Annotated in this window: 14 protein-coding genes and 2 tRNA genes; 14 read left to right on the top strand and 2 right to left on the bottom strand. The window is 69.4% G+C overall.

Translation table 11 applies throughout. The annotated features are described in order from the left end of the window. Nucleotides 1-11 precede the first annotated feature (11 nt). The 4 genes from DIZ27_RS16145 to DIZ27_RS16130 are packed head-to-tail and all read left to right on the top strand — an operon-like array spanning nucleotide 12 to nucleotide 3305. Entirely contained in the window at nucleotides 12-539 is a 528-nt protein-coding gene (locus DIZ27_RS16145; RefSeq protein ID WP_146228953.1) for a hypothetical protein, read from the top strand. A gap of 47 nt (nucleotides 540-586) precedes the next feature. Continuing rightward, complete coding sequence (repSA, locus tag DIZ27_RS16140; RefSeq protein ID WP_109379175.1) at nucleotides 587-1960, top strand: replication initiator protein RepSA; 1374 nt, start codon at nucleotides 587-589, stop codon at nucleotides 1958-1960. Further along, a complete protein-coding gene (locus tag DIZ27_RS16135; RefSeq protein ID WP_109379174.1) occupies nucleotides 1960-2172 on the top strand; it encodes an excisionase family DNA-binding protein in 213 nt (70 codons plus the stop codon). The genes repSA and DIZ27_RS16135 overlap by 1 nt, the downstream gene beginning before the upstream one ends. Continuing rightward, nucleotides 2172-3305, top strand: coding sequence for a site-specific integrase (locus DIZ27_RS16130; protein ID WP_109379100.1), 1134 nt, complete (start codon nucleotides 2172-2174; stop codon nucleotides 3303-3305). The genes DIZ27_RS16135 and DIZ27_RS16130 overlap by 1 nt, the downstream gene beginning before the upstream one ends. A gap of 65 nt (nucleotides 3306-3370) precedes the next feature. On the opposite strand, the gene DIZ27_RS16125 is transcribed toward DIZ27_RS16130, so the two are convergent. Continuing rightward, nucleotides 3371-3444 (bottom strand) — tRNA-Gly (locus DIZ27_RS16125). A gap of 166 nt (nucleotides 3445-3610) precedes the next feature. Between DIZ27_RS16125 and DIZ27_RS16120 the strand changes: the two genes are divergently transcribed. The 5 genes from DIZ27_RS16120 to clpX all read left to right on the top strand — a co-directional run bounded on the left by DIZ27_RS16120 (nucleotide 3611) and on the right by clpX (nucleotide 8505). Beyond that, a tRNA-Pro gene (locus tag DIZ27_RS16120) sits at nucleotides 3611-3687 on the top strand. 167 nt (nucleotides 3688-3854) lie between these two features. After that, nucleotides 3855-5309 (top strand): trigger factor, encoded by a 1455-nt coding sequence (tig, locus tag DIZ27_RS16115; RefSeq protein ID WP_109379099.1) that lies wholly within the window; start codon nucleotides 3855-3857, stop codon nucleotides 5307-5309. Nucleotides 5310-5626: 317 nt separating this feature from the next. Further along, complete coding sequence (locus DIZ27_RS16110) at nucleotides 5627-6235, top strand: ATP-dependent Clp protease proteolytic subunit (protein ID WP_181383553.1); 609 nt, start codon at nucleotides 5627-5629, stop codon at nucleotides 6233-6235. Nucleotides 6236-6348: 113 nt separating this feature from the next. Further along, nucleotides 6349-7029 (top strand): ATP-dependent Clp protease proteolytic subunit, encoded by a 681-nt coding sequence (locus DIZ27_RS16105; protein ID WP_109379097.1) that lies wholly within the window; start codon nucleotides 6349-6351, stop codon nucleotides 7027-7029. Between the two features lie 189 nt (nucleotides 7030-7218). Next, entirely contained in the window at nucleotides 7219-8505 is a 1287-nt protein-coding gene (clpX, locus tag DIZ27_RS16100) for an ATP-dependent Clp protease ATP-binding subunit ClpX (protein WP_109379096.1), read from the top strand. Nucleotides 8506-8578: 73 nt separating this feature from the next. Here clpX and DIZ27_RS16095 read toward each other — a convergent pair whose 3' ends face one another. Then, nucleotides 8579-9511 carry a hypothetical protein gene (locus tag DIZ27_RS16095; protein ID WP_109379095.1) on the bottom strand — a complete coding sequence of 311 codons (933 nt, stop codon included), beginning with the start codon at nucleotides 9509-9511 and terminating at the stop codon, nucleotides 8579-8581. 138 nt (nucleotides 9512-9649) lie between these two features. Here DIZ27_RS16095 and DIZ27_RS16090 point away from each other — a divergent pair, with 138 nt between their 5' ends. The 5 genes from DIZ27_RS16090 (at nucleotide 9650) to DIZ27_RS16070 (ending at nucleotide 16212) form a co-directional block, all read left to right on the top strand. Then, on the top strand, nucleotides 9650-12274 hold the full coding sequence (locus tag DIZ27_RS16090) for a valine--tRNA ligase (RefSeq protein ID WP_109379094.1): 2625 nt from the start codon (nucleotides 9650-9652) through the stop codon (nucleotides 12272-12274). A 121-nt stretch (nucleotides 12275-12395) separates the two neighbouring features. Continuing rightward, a complete protein-coding gene (locus tag DIZ27_RS16085; RefSeq protein WP_109379093.1) occupies nucleotides 12396-13922 on the top strand; it encodes a folylpolyglutamate synthase/dihydrofolate synthase family protein in 1527 nt (508 codons plus the stop codon). Nucleotides 13923-13928: 6 nt separating this feature from the next. After that, nucleotides 13929-14267 carry a DUF4233 domain-containing protein gene (locus tag DIZ27_RS16080; protein ID WP_109379092.1) on the top strand — a complete coding sequence of 113 codons (339 nt, stop codon included), beginning with the start codon at nucleotides 13929-13931 and terminating at the stop codon, nucleotides 14265-14267. Nucleotides 14268-14460: 193 nt separating this feature from the next. Beyond that, nucleotides 14461-14874, top strand: coding sequence for a nucleoside-diphosphate kinase (gene ndk, locus DIZ27_RS16075; RefSeq protein ID WP_109379173.1), 414 nt, complete (start codon nucleotides 14461-14463; stop codon nucleotides 14872-14874). A 318-nt stretch (nucleotides 14875-15192) separates the two neighbouring features. Then, nucleotides 15193-16212, top strand: a complete 1020-nt coding sequence (locus DIZ27_RS16070; RefSeq protein WP_109379091.1) for a rod shape-determining protein — start codon at nucleotides 15193-15195, stop codon at nucleotides 16210-16212. The last annotated feature ends 45 nt before the right edge of the window (nucleotides 16213-16257 follow it).

Genomic DNA, 16257 nt, shown 5'->3' with positions numbered 1-16257 from the left:
GAGCTTCCATCATGCCTGCGACGTTGACCGCTTCGCACCCTGCGCCCGTGCTGCCCGTGTCGGAGACCGTTTCGCTGTCGGACCTGTCGAATGGTGAGCGGGCCGTGGCGCTATACGCCTCGGATCTGCCGGACGGCTACCGCTACAAGCGCGGGGACGACGCGCAGTTGGTCGCCTGGATCATCCAGGGCGCCACCCGCCTGGGCCTGGACCGGCTTTGCCGCATGGCCGCACTGGAGGCCGGATACCGGCGCCTCCGCGCGCTGAAGCGGGTCACGGCCGAGCAGAAGCGGGCCCACGCCGAGCGGTTCCCCGACCCCAAGCGCGACCGGCGGGCCGGGGAGCTGGCGGCGCTGGTCACGCACCTCGCCTCCATGAGCGATGAGGCCCAGGAGCGGGGCGGCCGGTTCCTGCTGGACGGGCCGTGCCCCGAGTGCAACGACACCCGGCAGGTGTGGGCGTGCTGGGCCGTCGACGTGGACGCGGAATGGTACGAGGAGGGCTACGGCCCGTGCCCGCTGTGCGGGGGTGCCGCGTGACGGTGCTCCCCGTCCCCCCGGAGGCCGTGGCCGGTGCTGCGGCCTCCATGGGCGTTGACCCCCTGACCCTGGCCGACCTGCTCCGGGTCGCCAACACGCCCGGCTTCGACCGCTGGCAGGAACAGGTACGCCGTACCGGCGGCTGCTCCAACCCGATCCACCTGCAAGGATCAACGGTCACCCGCGACGCCAAGTCGGGCGACGTCCTGTACGCGTACTCGACCGAGCAGGAGCCGGGCGGACGGCTCCGGGTGGCCTGCGGCAACCGCCGTGCCTCCCGCTGCCCGGCCTGCGCCTGGACCTACGCGGGCGACACCTACCACCTGATCCGGGCCGGGATCACCGGCGACGAACGCAAGGACGTGCCCGCGACCGTGCGGGATCACCCCCGGGTGTTCGCCACCCTGACCGCCCCCTCGTTCGGCCCGGTCCACAACCGCCCCGACTCCGGGCGCTGCCGCTGCGGTGCCCAGCACGCCGAGGATGATCCGGCGCTCGGCACCGCCCTCGACCCGGAGCGCTACGACTACGCGGGCTCGGTGCTGTTCAACAACTTCGCCGGGGACCTGTGGCGGCGCTTCACCATCTACCTGCGCCGGGAGATCGCCGCCCGCGCGGGCATCACCCAAACCGCCCTGCGGGAGGCGTGCCGGGTCTCCTTCGGCAAGGTCGCCGAGTTCCAAAAGCGCGGGGCCGTGCACTTCCACGCCGTGGTGCGGCTCGACGGCCCGGCCGGTCCCGACACCTCCCCGCCGGCCTGGGCCACGGTGGCTCTGCTGGACGGGGCGATCCGGGCTGCTGCCGGACGGGTCTCGGTGCCGGTGCCCGCAGCCGGTGACTTCCCCGCCCGGGTCCTGCGCTGGGGCTCCCAGGTCGACGTGCAGACCATCGGCGCCCTGGGCCGCGAGGAACTGACCGAACAGGCGGTCGCCTCCTACGTCGCCAAGTACGCCACCAAGGCCGCCGAGACCACCGGCACCGTGGACCGCCGGATCGGGGAGCTCTCCGAGCTGGACAAGCTACCCCTGCCCGCGCACACCCGCCGCCTGATCGAAGCGTGCTGGGCGCTCGATGACGCCTACCCGGATCGGCTGCTGGCCCGGTGGGCTCACATGCTCGGCTTCCGCGGGCACTTCTCCACCAAGTCCCGCAGCTACTCCACCACCCTGGGCGCGCTGCGCCAGGTGCGGGCCGACTACCGGGCCCGGCAGGAACGCCGCGAACGCGGGCTCTCCGAGGACCTCGACGACCCGGAGGGCTCCACGCTCGTGCTCGCCCACTGGACCTACGCCGGGCAGGGCCACACCCCCGGCGAATCCTGGCTCGCCTCATCCATCGCAAGGGAGATCCGACTGAACCGAGAGACAGCACGCGAAGCACTCGCCGACCTGCAAGACCAAGAGACCACGGGGGAGTGGTGATCGTGGAACGCCTTCTCGATGTGCACCAGGTGGCCGAACTGCTCGGCACGACCGTCCGCTTCCCTCGGCGTCTGATCGAAGAGCGGCGGATCGCCTTCGTCAAGATCGGTCGGCACGTCCGCATCCCGGAGAGCGCCGTGTCCGCCTTCATCGCCGAGAACACCGTCCAGCCGGTCACCGCTCGTCCGGGAACGCTCAGGAGGGCTGCCTGATGGCTGCGAAGCGCCGACAGTTCGGCCGTGTGCGCAAGCTCCCGTCCGGCCGCTACCAGGCCCGCTACGTCGGCCCTGACGGGCTACTGCGGCCTGCCCCGGACACCTTCCGCACGAAAAAGGACGCGGACGCCTGGCTGGCCGACAAGCAGACTGAGATGCGGCGCGGCGACTGGCACGACCCGGACGCCGGGAAGGTGCCGTTTGGCCCGTACGCCGCTGCCTGGATCGAGGAGCGGGAACTGACCGCTACCACGCGCCAGCTCTACGGCTCGTTGCTACGGCACCACCTGGAGCCGGTCTTCGGGAGCGTCAACGTCGCGGAGATCTCGCCCCCGTTCGTGCGGCGCTGGCGTGCGGACAAGCTCGCTGCTGGTACCGGCCCGACGACGGTCGCGAAGGCGTACGCCCTGTTACGCGCCATCCTGGGCACTGCGGTCGCTGACCAGATGATCCGGCGCAACCCCTGCACGATCAAGGGCGCCAGTACGGTGCACACTCCGGAGCGACCGACCGCCACAGTGCAGGAGGTCTACGACCTGGCCGACGCCATACAGCCTCGTTACCGGGCGCTCGTGCTCATGGCCGGGTTCCTCGGCCTGCGTTGGGGCGAGTTGATCGGACTGCACCGCCGGGACATCGACCTGGATGCTGGCGCCTTGCGTGTCCGCCGGGCGGTTGCCGAGTTGAACAACGGCGCGCGTGAGATCAAGGCGCCCAAGAGCGCTGCGGGCAAGCGCACGGTGTCGATCCCGGCCGCCATCGTGCCGGACATCCGTGACCACCTGGAGCAGTACGCCGAACCTGGAGCGGGCGGCCGGGTTTTCATCGGCGGCAAGGGAGCGACACCGCGTCGGAACCACTTCAACCGGCTGTGGCACAAGGCGTGCGAGGCCGCGGGGATCAAGGGCCTGCACTTCCATGATCTTCGGCACACAGGGAACACCCTGGCCGCGTCCACGGGGGCCAGCACACGGGAGCTGATGTCGCGGATGGGTCACAGCACCGCCCGTGCCGCGCTGATCTATCAGCACGCGAGCGCCGAGCGGGACCGGCTGATCGCTGACGCGCTGAGCGGCCTGGTCGACAGAGGCCGGAAGCCGAAGGGGCACGCGGGGGACACGGTGGACTGAACGCAGCCCCAGAAACGATCAGGGCCAGGTGGAGGAAAAGTCCTCAGACCTGGCCCTGAGCCGTGTGGAGCGGGCGACGGGAATCGAACCCGCGTAGCTAGTTTGGAAGACTAGGGCTCTACCATTGAGCTACGCCCGCAGGAGCGCACCGCAGGTCGGGAGGACCGCGGCACTGACAGGCATCGTAGCGGGTGGTGCGCCCTCGGCGCACACCCCGTGCCCACTCGGGCCCCGCCGCCGCACCGCGCCCGCGATATGCGGAGGCCGGAGTACGCGGCGGCATGTACCCTACGTGTCGCACCAGACGGGGTGTGGCGCAGCTTGGTAGCGCGTCCGCTTTGGGAGCGGAAGGCCGTGGGTTCAAATCCCGCCACCCCGACCACTCACCCGATCACCGATAGTGATCGGCTTTTGGGCGCTGTAGTCGCTGCCGTTACTATGCAAGTTGCACGCCCGTGTGTCTCAGGTCTGAAGTCTCCGGGCGGCGAATCCGCCGGACCACTCTGGTCCCGGCAGAATCCGAGAAGTCAGCCACAAGGAGACCGAACCGTGAAGAGCGCCGTGGAGACCCTGAACCCGACCCGGGTTCGGCTCACTGTCGAGGTGCCCTTCGAGGAGCTCAAGGACAGCCTCGACGCGGCGTACAAGAAGATCAACCAGCAGGTCACGGTGAAGGGCTTCCGCAAGGGCAAGGTCCCGGCCCGGGTCATCGACCAGCGCTTCGGCCGCGGTGCGGTGCTGGAGGAGGCGGTCAACGACGCCCTCCCGAAGTTCTACACCGACGCGGTCAACGAGGCCGAGCTGAACCCGCTGGGCCAGCCCGAGGTCGACATCACGGAGCTGAAGGACGGCGAGACGCTGAACTTCACCGCCGAGGTCGACATCCGCCCGACCATCGAGATCCCGGACTACTCCGGCATCGAGGTCGAGGTCGACGCCGTCGAGGTCACCGACGAGGACGTCGACAAGGCCGTCGAGGAGCTGCGCGGGCGCTTCGCCTCCACCTCCCCGGTCGAGCGTGCCGCCGAGGACGGCGACGTCGTCACCATCGACCTGGAGGCCAAGGTCGACGGCGAGGTGCTGGAGGACGGCATCGCCAACGGCGTCTCCTACACCATCGGCTCCGGTGAGCTGCTGGACGGCGTCGACGCCGCCGTGACGGGCCTGTCGGCCGACCAGGAGGCCACTTTCACCTCCGAGCTCAAGGGCGGCTCCGCGGCGGGCAAGGAGGCCGAGGTCACCGTCAAGGTCACCCAGGTCGCCAAGCGTGAGCTGCCCGAGCTGGACGACGAGTTCGCGCAGCTCGCCTCCGAGTTCGACACCCTCGAGGAGCTGCGCGCGGACAGCCGCAAGCGCCTGGAGAACATGAAGCAGTACGACCAGGCCACGCAGGCCCAGGAGCGCGTCCTGGACAAGCTGCTCGAGCTGGTCGAGGTGCCCGTCCCCGAGAAGCTGCTCGAGGACGAGATCAACACCCGTAAGCACAACCTCGAGCACCACCAGCTCGGTCAGATGGGCCTCGACCTCGAGAAGTACCTGGAGATCCAGGGCAAGACGGCCGAGGAGTTCGACACCGAGACCCGCGAGGCCGCGATCAAGGGCATCAAGACCCAGTTCGTGCTCGACCAGCTCGTCAACCAGGAGAAGCTGAACGTCAACCAGGAGGAGCTCACCGAGCACCTCATGCGTCGTGCGGCCTCCTCCGGCATGTCCCCCGACCAGTTCGCCCAGGCCGTCGTCGAGCAGGGCCAGGTTCCGCTCCTGGTCGGCGAGGTCGCCCGCGGCAAGGCCCTGGCCGCCGTGGTCGAGAAGGCCACGGTCAAGGACACCAACGGCGAGATCATCGACCTCGAGGACGAGGAAGAGGAGGACGAGACGGAGGCCGGCGAGGCCGCCGCCGAGTCCACCGACGCCGCCGAGGACAAGGCTGAGGCCAAGGCCGACAAGGCTGAGGACAAGACCGACGCCAAGGCCGACGAGGCCGAGGAGAAGACCGAGGGCTGACCCTCGCGCCGCCTCTGACGGACGTACGACGGGCCCCGGACCATCATGGCCGGGGCCCGTCTGCCGTACGGCGGGGCGGGCCCCACCGGCCGGACCGCCCGCGGCGCGAGGAACCCCGTCCCGCCCCGCGGAGCCACCTGCGCTCACAGCGAACACCCCCCGCTGCGGGATTCCCCGAAGGGGCCCGCGCGTTAGGGTCCATGAATACGAGGGCAGGGGAGTCCGCGAGTACGGCCGGACGGCCCCACACCCCGGCAGAACACGTGAGACGGCCCGGCGCCGTCGTAAGACGAGCAGGTGGATACGTGACGAATCTGATGCCTTCAGCCGCCGGCGAGCCTTCCATCGGTGGTGGCCTCGGCGACCAGGTCTACAACCGGCTGCTCAACGAGCGGATCATCTTCCTCGGCCAGCCGGTGGACGACGACATCGCCAACAAGATCACCGCACAGCTGCTGCTCCTTGCCGCCGATCCGGACAAGGACATCTACCTCTACATCAACAGCCCCGGCGGCTCGATCACGGCCGGTATGGCGATCTACGACACCATGCAGTTCATCAAGAACGACGTGGTGACCATCGCCATGGGCCTCGCGGCCTCGATGGGTCAGTTCCTGCTCAGCGCGGGCACGCCCGGCAAGCGCTTCGCGCTGCCGAACGCGGAGATCCTGATCCACCAGCCCTCCGCCGGCCTGGCCGGCTCGGCCTCGGACATCAAGATCCACGCCGAGCGGCTGCTGCACACCAAGAAGCGCATGGCCGAGCTCACCTCCCAGCACACGGGCCAGTCGGTCGAGCAGATCACCCGCGACTCGGACCGCGACCGCTGGTTCGACGCCTTCGAGGCCAAGAACTACGGCCTCATCGACGACGTCATCCCCACGGCCGCGGGCATGCCGGGCGGCGGCGGCACCGGGGCGGCCTGAGCGGCCCACGGGAGCCCCAGCGGCCCCGTAGGACCCCGTCGGACCCGCCCCAGGGTCCGACGGCAGCCCCAGCAGCCCCGGCCGACCGCCTCAGCCCCTTTCCAGGAGACACTGTGAACGACTTCCCCGGCAGCGGCCTGTACGACCGCGCCCGTGCCGAGTACACCGGCCCCGCGGCCGAATCCCGCTACGTCATCCCGCGCTTCGTCGAGCGCACCTCCCAGGGCATCCGCGAGTACGACCCGTACGCGAAGCTCTTCGAGGAGCGCGTGATCTTCCTCGGCGTGCAGATCGACGACGCCTCCGCCAACGACGTCATGGCGCAGCTGCTGTGCCTGGAGTCGATGGACCCCGACCGGGACATCTCGGTCTACATCAACAGCCCCGGCGGCTCCTTCACCGCGCTCACGGCGATCTACGACACCATGCAGTACGTGAAGCCGGACATCCAGACGGTCTGCATGGGCCAGGCGGCCTCCGCCGCCGCCGTGCTGCTCGCCGCCGGTACGCCCGGCAAGCGCATGGCCCTGCCGAACGCGCGCGTGCTGATCCACCAGCCGTACAGCGAGACCGGCCGCGGCCAGGTCTCCGACCTGGAGATCGCCGCCAACGAGATCCTCCGGATGCGTTCGCAGCTGGAGGAGATGCTGGCCAAGCACTCCACCACGCCGGTCGAGAAGATCCGCGAGGACATCGAGCGGGACAAGATCCTCACGGCCGAGGACGCGCTGAGCTACGGTCTGATCGACCAGATCATCACCACCCGGAAGATGGACAACACCAGCCTGCGCTGACGCGTGGGATCCGGGAGGCTGTATTGTCTGCCGCTCCTTGGCATGGTCGCGGACGGTCCACGTCGAAGCGAACCGTGCCAAGGGGGGCCCGGACGGGGGGCCCGGCAAGGTACCGTCGGACATAAGGCAGCACCAGGAGTCGATGGACGTTGACGTCCAGGTGGCTCCCAGGCGAAGGGGAAGCACACCGTGGCACGCATCGGTGACGGCGGCGATCTGCTCAAGTGCTCGTTCTGCGGCAAGAGCCAGAAGCAGGTCAAGAAGCTCATCGCAGGGCCCGGTGTGTACATCTGCGACGAGTGCATCGACCTCTGCAACGAGATCATCGAGGAAGAGCTCGCCGAGAGCAGCGAGGTCCGCTGGGAGGAACTGCCCAAGCCCCGCGAGATCTACGAGTTCCTCGAGGGGTACGTGGTCGGCCAGGAATCGGCCAAGAAAGCTCTCTCCGTCGCGGTGTACAACCACTACAAGCGGGTCCAGGCGGGGGAGAACGGCGGCGCCCAAGGCCGCGAGGACGCCATCGAGTTGGCGAAGTCCAACATCCTGCTGCTGGGCCCCACCGGCTCCGGCAAGACCCTCCTCGCCCAGACCCTCGCCCGCATGCTGAACGTCCCGTTCGCGATCGCCGACGCCACCGCCCTCACCGAGGCCGGGTACGTCGGCGAGGACGTCGAGAACATCCTGCTCAAGCTGATCCAGGCCGCCGACTACGACGTCAAGAAGGCCGAGACCGGCATCATCTACATCGACGAGATCGACAAGGTCGCCCGCAAGAGCGAGAACCCGTCGATCACGCGCGACGTGAGCGGCGAGGGCGTCCAGCAGGCCCTGCTGAAGATCCTCGAGGGCACCACGGCGTCCGTCCCGCCGCAGGGCGGCCGCAAGCACCCGCACCAGGAGTTCATCCAGATCGACACGACGAACGTCCTGTTCATCGTGGGCGGCGCCTTCGCCGGCCTGGAGAAGATCATCGAGGGCCGCGCGGGAGCCAAGGGCATCGGCTTCGGCGCCACCATCCGCTCCAAGCGGGAACTGGAGTCCAAGGACCAGTTCGAGCAGGTCATGCCGGAGGACCTGGTCAAGTTCGGCATGATCCCCGAGTTCATCGGCCGGCTCCCGGTCATCACCTCGGTCCACAACCTCGACCGCGAGGCCCTGCTGCAGATCCTGGTCGAGCCGCGCAACGCGCTCGTCAAGCAGTACCAGCGCCTCTTCGAACTCGACGGCGTCGAGCTGGACTTCGAGCGCGAGGCGCTGGAAGCCATCGCCGACCAGGCCATCCTCCGCCAGACCGGCGCCCGCGGTCTGCGCGCCATCATGGAGGAAGTCCTCCAGGGCGTCATGTACGAGGTCCCGTCCCGCAAGGACGTCGCCCGGGTGGTCATCACCGCGGACGTGGTCCTCTCCAACGTCAACCCGACCCTGATCCCGCGCGACGCCCGCGGCCGCGGACCGGGCGAGCAGAAGACGGCGTAGCGGCAACAGCCGTCCCCGGCACGGGTGAAGGGCCCCGGTCACTCGACCGGGGCCCTTCACGCGTTGCGTACCCCTACGCCGGGACGCGCACCTCGTCGCGGAGCTTCGTGGCGATGTCCGCGGCTGCGTCCTTCGTGATGTCCTTGGTGTTGTCACCGGGGGAGACCACCGCGACCGTGCTGTAGTCCGCCCAGATGCAGAACCAGTTGGTGGTGTCCTGCTGGGTGAGGTTGTTCTTGCCCTTGCCGGCCTGGCACTTCATGACCGCACCGTCGAGGTCGACCGCCTCGGGCTCGCCCACCAGCTCGGACAGGAGCGGGTTGTCCGAGCCCTTGCTCTTGCCGGTCTCCTTCTTGATGTTGGCGAAGAGCTTGTCCACGGCCGCCTCGGGGTCCTCGACCTCGCCGTAGGCGCCGAGGAACGTCACGCCCTTCGCCGTGAGCAGCTCTTCCTTGCTGGGCAGGTCGGCCGGGTCGGGGTTCTTGAGGTCGTACCGGCTGAAGTCGGCCGTCGAGTACTGGGCACCCACCGACTTGCCGTTCTTCACGCCGCCCTCGGCCAGGTCCTTCGTGGTGCTGGAGCTCGAGTCCTCGCCGCCCTCACCGACCCGCGTGTACTCGCCCATCACCTTCTCCGGCGCCGAGAGCTTGTGCGGGCCGTCGTCCTCCAGGCCGCCACCGCCTCCGCCGACCACGAAGTACACGCCGACACCGATCGCCACCACGACCGCCACCGCGCCGACGATCCAGCCGGCCTTCTTGGAGCCGCCGTCCGGTGCCGGGGGCTGCGGGGCGCCGTACGGGGCCTGGCCGTACGGGGGCTGCTGGGGCGGGACGCCCTGGCCGGGCTGGCCGGGCGGGGGCGCCTGCTGGGGGTAGCCGTAGCCGGGCTGCGGAGCCTGCGGCTGCTGGCCGTAGGGACCCGGCTGGCCGTAGGGACCCGGCTGACCGTACGGTCCGGGCTGCTGGGGCTGCCCGCCGTACGGGCCCGGCTGGTTGTGGCTCATCTTCTGGGTTCCCCTCCAGATGTTTACGTGTCGTTGACATCCTGGCGCAGAGGGGACGCGATCAAGCCGGCGGGGGGTGCACCGTTACAAAGGAATCGCGTTTCGGGACTGGGCCGTGACACCCGTAAACTGACGCTCGTGACCGAGAACACTCAGCAGCCGCAGCCAGCGTCCACCCCCGAACTGCCGACCCAGTACGCGCCGGCCGACGTAGAGGGGCCGCTGTACGAGCGCTGGGTGGAGCGGGGCTACTTCGAGGCCGACGCGAAGAGCGACAAGCCTCCGTACACGATCGTCATCCCGCCGCCGAACGTCACGGGCAGCCTGCACCTCGGGCACGCCTTCGAACACACGATCATCGACACCCTCACCCGCCGTGCGCGCATGCAGGGGTACGAGACGCTGTGGCAGCCCGGCATGGACCACGCCGGCATCGCCACGCAGAACGTCGTCGAGCGGGAACTCGCCAAGGAGGGCAAGTCCCGGCACGACCTCGGCCGGGAGGCCTTCGTCGAGCGGGTCTGGCAGTGGAAGGGCGAGTCCGGCGGACAGATCTCCGGCCAGATGCGGCGCCTCGGTGACGGCGTCGCCTGGTCGCGTGAGCGCTTCACCATGGACGAGGGGCTGTCCAAGGCCGTCCAGACCATCTTCAAGCGGCTCCACGACGACGAGCTGATCTACCGCGCCGAGCGCATCATCAACTGGTGCCCGCGCTGCCTGACCGCGATCTCCGACATCGAGGTCGAGTACCAGGACGACGACGGCGAACTCGTCTCCATGAAGTACGGCGACGGGGACGAGACGATCGTCGTCGCCACGACCCGTGCCGAGACGATGCTCGGCGACACCGCCGTCGCCGTCCACCCCGACGACGAGCGCTACAAGCACCTGGTCGGCAAGCTCATCAAGCTGCCGCTGACCGACCGCTCCATCCCGGTCGTCGCCGACGAGCACGTCGACCCCGAGTTCGGCACCGGCGCCGTCAAGGTGACCCCGGCGCACGACCCGAACGACTTCGAGATCGGCCGGCGGCACGACCTGCCCGCCATCGCCGTCATGGACGAGCACGCCGTCATCACCGCCCACGGCCCCTTCCAGGGCCTGGACCGGCTCGAGGCCCGCTCCGCCATCGTCGCCGCGCTGCGCGCCGAAGGCAGGATCGTCACCGAGAAGCGGCCGTACGTCCACAGCGTCGGCCACTGCTCGCGCTGCAAGACCACCATCGAGCCCCGGCTGTCCATGCAGTGGTGGGTCAAGGTCGGCCCGCTGGCCAAGGCCGCCGGTGACGCCGTCCGCGACGGCCGCGTCACCATCCACCCGCAGGAGATGGAGAAGCGGTACTTCGACTGGGTCGACAACCTGCACGACTGGTGCATCTCCCGCCAGCTGTGGTGGGGCCACCGCATCCCCGTCTGGTACGGGCCGGACGGCGAGGTCGTCTGCGTCGGGCCGGACGAGGAACCGCCCAGCGGCGAGGGCTGGCACCAGGACACCGACGTCCTCGACACCTGGTTCTCCTCCGGCCTGTGGCCGTTCTCCACCCTGGGCTGGCCGGAACAGACGGAATCGCTCGCGAAGTTCTACCCGAACTCCGTCCTGGTCACCGGCTACGACATCCTCTTCTTCTGGGTCGCCCGGATGATGATGTTCGGCCTGTACGCGATGGACGGCACCCCGCCGTTCCGCACCATCGCCCTGCACGGCATGGTCCGCGACCAGTTCGGCAAGAAGATGTCGAAGTCCTTCGGCAACGCGGTCAACCCGCTGGACTGGATGGACAAGTACGGCAGCGACGCCCTGCGCTTCACCCTCGCGCGCGGCGCCAACCCGGGCGTCGACGTGCCGATCGGCGAGGACTGGGTCCAGGGCTCGCGCAACTTCGCCAACAAGATCTGGAACGCCACGCGCTTCGCGCTGATGAACGGCGCCACGGTCGAGGGTCCGCTGCCGGACGCCTCGAAGATGTCGTCCACCGACCGCTGGATCCTGTCCCGGCTGAACTCCGTCGTCGCCGAAGTCGACGCGCTCTACGACGACTTCCAGTTCGCCAAGTTGTCCGACGCGCTGTTCCACTTCGCCTGGGACGAGGTCTTCGACTGGTACGTCGAGCTGTCCAAGACGACGTTCCAGGCGGGCGGTGAGCCGGCCGAGGTCAGCAAGCGGGTCCTCGGCGAGGTCCTCGACGTCACGCTGCGGCTGCTGCACCCGGTGGTCCCGTTCGTCACCGAGACGCTGTGGACGACGCTGACCGGCGGCGAGTCGGTCGTCATCGCCGACTGGCCCGAGGACAGTGGCTTCCGGGACGCCGACGCCGAGCGGGAGATCGAGACCCTCCAGTCGGTCATCACCGAGGTCCGCCGCTTCCGCGCCGACCAGGGCCTGCAGCCCGGCCAGCGGGTCCCCGCCCGGCTGACCCTGGACGGTTCGGCCCTCGCCCCGCACGAGGCGGCGATCCGGCAGCTGCTCCGGCTGCAGCCGGAGAGTGAGGCGTTCACCGCGACGGCGACCCTGCCGGTGGCGGGCGTCGAGGTCGCCCTGGACCTCTCCGGGGTGATCGACTTCGCGGCGGAGCGCAAGCGCCTCGCCAAGGACCTGGCCGCGGCGCAGAAGGAGCGCCAGCAGGCGGAGGCCAAGCTGGGCAACGAGGCGTTCCTGGCGAAGGCCCCCGACCACGTGGTCGACAAGATCCGTACGCGGCTGGCCAAGGCGGACGAGGACATCGCCCGCATCCAGACCCAGCTGGACCGGCTGCCCCCGGCGTAACCGCGGACCGCGGACCGCGCATCACTTACGGCGACCGACGGCCCCCGGAGCCCGAGCACGGCTCCGGGGGCCGTCGGCTGCCGTGGGAGGGGGCGCGGACCGGGTACGTAGACTGGGCTCCGTGAGTGAGCTCCCCCCGAACGACAGTGAGCGGTCCGGCTCCGGTGACCCCCTCGATTCCTTCGAGGAGATCATCGAGGCCGAGACGCAACGAGACCCCGACCTCGCGGTGATCGAGGCCGGCAGCCGTACCCTGCGCACGCAGGGCGGCCCGCCGCAGGCCGAGGTGCCCGCGCGGCCGGCCGACCCCGAGGTCGACAAGGCGCTGCGGGAGGTCGAGGGGGAGCTGGCGTCCCGCTGGGGCGAGACCAAGCTGGAGCCGTCGGTCAGCCGTATCGCCGCGCTGATGGACGTGCTGGGCGAGCCGCAGCGCGCGTACCCCTCGATCCACATCACCGGCACCAACGGCAAGACGTCCACCGCCCGCATGATCGAGGCCCTCCTCGGCGCCTTCGAACTGCGCACGGGCCGGTACACCTCGCCGCACGTCCAGTCGGTCACCGAGCGGATCAGCCTCGACAGGGCGCCGATCTCCGCCGAGCGGTTCGTGGAGACGTACCAGGACATCAAGCCCTACATCGAGATGGTCGACTCCCAGCAGGAGTACCGGCTGTCCTTCTTCGAGGTGCTCACGGGCATGGCGTACGCGGCGTTCGCCGACGCGCCGGTGGACGTCGCCGTCGTCGAGGTCGGCATGGGCGGCACCTGGGACGCCACCAACGTGATCGACGGGAGCGTCGCCGTCGTGACGCCCATAGACCTCGACCACACCGACCGGCTCGGCGCCACGCCCGCCGAGATCGCCACCGAGAAGGCCGGCGTCATCAAGCCGGACGCGACGGTGATCATGGCCCAGCAGCCGGTCGACGCGGCCCAGGTGCTGCTGAAGAAGGCCGTGGAGGTCGACGCGACGGTGGCCCGGGAAGGGCTCGAGTTCGGCGTCGTCGACCGGCAGGTCGCCGTCGGCGGCCAGCAGGTGACCCTGCGCGGCCTCGGCGGGGAGTACCCCGACCTCTATCTGCCGCTGCACGGAGCCCACCAGGCGCACAACGCGGCCGTGGCGCTCGCCGCCGTGGAGGCGTTCTTCGGCGTCGGCGCCCAGCGGGCCGAACCGCTCGACCTCGACACCGTGCGGGGGGCGTTCGCCGCCGTCGCCTCACCGGGCCGGCTGGAGGTCGTACGCCGCTCGCCCACCGTCGTGCTGGACGCCGCCCACAACCCGGCGGGCGCGCGGGCCGCGGCCGCGGCGATCGGGGAGGCGTTCCAGTTCAGCCGGCTCATCGGCGTGGTGGGCGCCAGCGGCGACAAGAACGTGCGCGGGCTGCTCGAGGCCTTCGAGCCGGTCTTCGCCGAGGTCGTCGTCACCCAGAACTCCAGTCACCGCGCGATGGACGCCGACGAACTGGCGGGGATCGCCGTCGAGGTGTTCGGCGAGGACCGCGTCCAGGTCGAACCCCGGTTGCCCGACGCGCTGGAGGCCGCGATCACGCTGGCCGAGGAGGAGGGCGAGTTCACCGGTGGTGGTGTGCTCGTCACCGGTTCCGTCATCACCGTCGGCGAGGCCCGACTGCTCCTGGGGAGGGGCTGAGAAACCGTGCGTACGCTCTGCGCTTCGACCCTGATCAGCGAGGTCCTCGTCATCGGCTTCGCCGGACTGGTCGCGATGAAGGACCCGGACCTCTCCGTCGCCACCGTGTGGACGGTGTGCGGCGTCGCCATGTTCCTGTGCGTGGCGCTGTGCGGGATGATCACCCGGCCCGGCGGCCTCACCCTCGGCTGGGCCCTGCAGTTCGCCCTGCTCGCCTCCGGCTTCTTCGTCCCGACGATGTTCTTCCTGGGCGCGCTGTTCGCGGTGCTGTGGTGGGCCTCGGTGCACTACGGGCGGAAGATCGACGAGGCGAAGGCCCGGTTCGCCGCGCAACAGTCGGCGTAGCAGGTGTTGCCGGTGCCGGGTGCCTCATGGTGCTCGGCACCCGGTCCCTCTCCACCGAATTGTGCTCGGCGTACTGCTGATCGTGCTTCCCGCGGTGGCGGGGCTGTCGGACGGGGTCCAGGTGCCGACCCAGCTGCCCCACCGGGTAGCCTCGGGCCCATCCGACTTCCTGGCCTGCAAGGAGCCGCACACCATGACCCAGCGCACCCTCGTCCTCCTGAAGCCGGACACCGTCCGCCGCTCACTGGTCGGCGAGATCATCAGCCGTATCGAGCGCAAGGCCGGCTGGCGGATCACCGCGCTGGAACTGCGCACCCTGGACCGTGCCACTCTGGAGCAGCACTACGAGGAGCACGTCGGCCGCCCGTTCTACGAGCCGCTGGTGGAGTTCATGGCCTCCGGTCCGGTCGTGGCGATGATCGTCGAGGGTGAGCGGGTCATCGAGGGAGTGCGCCAACTGGCCGGTCCGACCGACCCGGTCGCCGCGGCCCCGGGATCGATCCGCGGCGACTTCGGCGTGATCGTCCGGGAGAACCTGATCCACGCCTCCGACTCCGAGGAGTCCGCCGAGCGCGAGGTCAAGATCTTCTTCCCCGGCCACGCGTGACGTCCCGCCCCTCGAGACCGCGCATAACAATCGCATAGCGGCCGTGCGCCGCGCTTCGGCCGTTTGGCGGCTGGTCTGGGGGCTTTGCCCCCAGACCTTTTTGACATATGCGCGGCGTTCGGGGGAACGCATGCCCCCGATGGCCCGTCTCCACAAGCAACCGGACCCGCCATCTGCTGACAATGGCGAAGACCCTCGCGCAGTGTTCGCGAAGGCGCGTCTACGATGGAAGCCTTCGCGTCACCGCACCCACCTCGCCGACCTGAAAAGCCCTCAAAAGCCAGTGGGAAGGCCAGACGAATCCTCATGGGGAACTCTATGTCGTTCATCGGCCGTGACATGGCTGTCGACCTCGGGACCGCCAACACGCTGGTGTACGTGAGAGGTCGCGGAATCGTACTCAACGAGCCGTCCGTCGTCGCGATCAACACCAATACCGGTGGCATCCTCGCGGTCGGGGCCGAAGCGAAGAAGATGATCGGGCGCACCCCCGGCAACATCGTTGCCGTACGTCCGCTGAAGGACGGCGTCATCGCCGACTTCGAGATCACCGAGCGGATGCTCCGCTACTTCATCCTGAAGATCCACAAGCGGCGTTACCTGGCCCGTCCGCGGGTCGTCGTCTGTGTCCCCTCGGGCATCACCGGCGTCGAGCGCCGTGCCGTCATCGAGGCGTCGTCCCAGGCCGGCGCCCGCCAGGTGCACATCATCGAGGAGCCCATGGCCGCCGCCATCGGCTCCGGCCTGCCGGTCCACGAGGCCACGGGCAACATGGTGGTGGACATCGGCGGCGGCACCACGGAGGTCGCGGTCATCTCCCTCGGCGGCATCGTCACCGCCCAGTCCATCCGGGTCGCGGGCGACGAACTGGACAACGCGATCATCCAGCACATCAAGAAGGAGTACTCCCTCCTGCTGGGTGAGCGCTCGGCCGAGCAGATCAAGCTCACGATCGGTTCGGCGTACGACCTCGACTCCGACGAACACACCGAGATCCGCGGCCGGGACCTGGTCTCCGGGCTGCCCAAGACCGTGGTCATCTCCGCCGACGAGGTGCGCAAGGCGATCGAGGAGCCGGTCAACGCCATTGTGGACGCCGTCAAGACCACCCTGGACAAGTGCCCGCCGGAGCTGTCCGGCGACATCATGGACCGGGGCATCGTGCTGACCGGCGGCGGAGCGCTGCTGCGCGGTCTGGACGAGCGGCTGCGCCGCGAGACGGGCATGCCCATCCACATCGCCGAGGACCCGCTGGACAGCGTGGCGCTCGGCTCCGGAAAGTGCGTCGAGGAGTTCGAGGCGCTCCAGCAGGTGCTGGACGCCCAGCCGCGCAGATGACGCGGCTCTTCGATTCCGCCGTACGGGACGATCTCCTCTCGTACG

The sequence above is a fragment of the Streptomyces sp. NWU339 genome (assembly GCF_003143855.1).
In the GTDB taxonomy this organism is placed as follows: Bacteria; Actinomycetota; Actinomycetes; order Streptomycetales; family Streptomycetaceae; genus Streptomyces.
Note: the sequence above shows the minus strand (reverse complement) of the source record. Positions and strands in the feature narration are given on the sequence as shown.